The organism is Candidatus Cloacimonadota bacterium (assembly GCA_011372345.1).
Taxonomy (GTDB): Bacteria; Cloacimonadota; Cloacimonadia; order Cloacimonadales; family TCS61; genus DRTC01.
Genome location: DRTC01000041.1, coordinates 1 through 2,480 on the forward strand (window position 1 = coordinate 1; position 2,480 = coordinate 2,480).

Annotated in this window: 1 protein-coding gene and 1 tRNA gene; both read right to left on the reverse strand. The window is 38.3% G+C overall.

Features of this window, described 5'->3' with window-relative positions:
- Positions 1-144 precede the first annotated feature (144 nt).
- Positions 145-231, reverse strand: a tRNA-Leu gene (locus ENL20_00695).
- A 233-nt stretch (positions 232-464) separates the two neighbouring features.
- The gene (gene groL / locus ENL20_00700) at positions 465-2,102 is read right to left on the reverse strand and encodes a chaperonin GroEL (GenBank protein HHE37079.1); all 1,638 of its coding nucleotides are present in this window, start codon (positions 2,100-2,102) and stop codon (positions 465-467) included.
- Positions 2,103-2,480: the final 378 nt, after the last annotated feature.

Consider the following 2,480-nt stretch of genomic DNA (forward strand, 5'->3'; position numbering starts at 1 on the left):
ATAATTGCTACGATGAGAGCGAGATAAATAAGTCTTGTCTTCATAATATCCTCCAGTTTTTTAATTATTTTTTTGTTGAAAAACGGTATGTAAAAAAAAGATGTTGCCCTAACAATTAATGTTATTGCCCTCCAGAATTTTCAATGATGCCGAAGGCCGGACTCGAACCGGCACGAACAAAAGTTCGGAGGATTTTGAGTCCACTGCGTCTACCAATTTCACCACTTCGGCATAACCACAAGGAACAAAATTGAGACTGTTTCTGGTGTCAAGGATTTTTTGGAAAAACAAAACCTGCCGTTTTTTTAAAACGACAGGTTCAGAATTAACATTCGATCTTCGAATAAAAGACCTTACGGATGGTTAAGGAACGAGACCTCCGTAATGGTCGGTGTTTTACGATCCAACCATTGCGAAGATCTGCGACCATTCGCAAGGTTTTTCAGTTTACGGATAGACTCTGATTAGTACATTCCCGGCATTCCACCGCCGCCTGGAGGCATCGAAGGCATTTTCTCTTCTTCAGGAATATCTGTTACAATACATTCTGTGGTCAGGAACAAGCCGGAAATACTGGTTGCGTTCTGCAAGGCACTACGAACAACTTTTGCCGGATCGATGACACCGGTTTTGAAGAGATCTTCAAATGTACCTGTAGCAGCATTATAGCCAAAGTGATAATCTTTGGAATTTTTAATTTTCTCAACGATCAAAGCACCTTCTTCACCGGCATTGGCAGCAATGAAATAGGCAGGTTTGGAAAGAGCATTTTTTAGTAAATCAGCACCTACTTTTTCTTCATGAGAAGCGAGTTTCATTTCGTCGATAGCTTTGGCAGCATAGATCAAAGTTGCTCCGCCACCGGTTACGATTCCTTCTTCAACAGCAGCACGAGTAGCGTGTAGAGCATCGTCAACACGAGCTTTTTTCTCCTTCATTTCTGTTTCCGTAGCAGCACCGATCTTAATGACCGCAACACCACTGGAAAGTTTTGCTAATCTTTCCTGGAGTTTTTCTTTGTCATAATCGGATGTTGTTTCTTCGATTTGAGCTTTTATCTGTTTGATCCTTCCGTCAAGGTCAGATTTTTCTCCGTAACCTTCCCTGATAGTTGTATTTTCTTTGTCGATAATGACTTTCTTGGCTGAACCAAGGTCTTCGATTTTAACAGAATCCAGTTTTCTTCCTAATTCTTCGGAAATAACAGTTCCGCCTGTCAGGATGGCAATATCTTCCATCATGGCTTTTCTTCTGTCACCAAATCCCGGTGCTTTAACTGCTGCCACATTCAATGTTCCGCGAAGTTTATTAACAACGAGTGTTGCCAGAGCTTCACCTTCGATATCTTCAGCAATGATCAACATTGGTTTTCCGGTTTGAGCAACTTCCTGGAGAATCGGTAATAGATCTTTCATCACGCTGATCTTCTTATCGAAAAGAAGAATGTAAGGATCTTCAAAATCGGTGATCATTTTATCTGCATCAGTTACGAAATATGGAGAAAGATACCCGCGATCAAATTGCATTCCTTCCACTTTTTCCAATGATGTTTCAATGGATTTTGCTTCTTCCACATTGATAATTCCATCGGTTCTTCCAACCGAATCCATAGCTTCCGCAATTAATTTCCCGATTTCCAGATCATTATTAGCAGAAATAGCACCGATTTGGGCAATTTCTTCGCTTGTTTTCACTTCTTTACTGAATTCTTTGATCTTCTTAACAACAACTTTTGTAGCTTCTTCAATTCCTCTTTTCAAGTACATCGGATTGACACCGGCTGTTACATGTTTCAGACCTTCTTCAATAATAGCTTGAGTAAGGATTGTTGCTGTGGTTGTTCCATCACCTGCAACATCATGGGTTTTCTCAGCAACTTCTTTGACCAGTTGCGCTCCCATGTTTTCAAATGGTTCTTCCAATTCGATTTCTTTAGCAACAGTTACACCATCTTTGGTAATTGTCGGGGAACCGAATTTTTTGTCTAAAACTACATTTCGACCTCTCGGTCCTAATGTTACTTTTACGGCATCGGCTAAAGTATCGACACCTTTTTTGAGAATAGTTCTCGAATCATGACTGAATTTCATTTGTTTTGCCATAATTCAACCTCCTGTATTTTAATTTTTAGCAATCGCTTCTTATGAGTGCTAAAAATATTTTAATCATTTTTCTGTCAAACAAAAATATTTTTTCTGAAAAATTGGTTGCCTAAATACATTCATTTCAGAAAAAGTCTCTCTATAAGTTCTGCATAACTGGCAGAAAATAGAGGGTAAAATATTTTAGCGAGTCATAAATTGTGATTATTACTTTAAGGGATTTTCTTCAGGATTCGTTATATCAAAAAAATAGATCTTTAAAAAGGGCATATGTGATTTTGAGTGTGTTCAGCAATGGAGTTGAAAATCAATAAGCAGAAGGATTACAAGCATTCAACTATAATTAAATCGTAATTGTAATTAGATAAATTTTTTAAG

What these genes read in the sequence shown, in the direction of transcription:
- groL (HHE37079.1), bottom strand. Translation starts at nt 2,102, where the DNA reads ATGGCAAAACAAATGAAATTCAGTCATGATTCGAGAACTATTCTCAAA.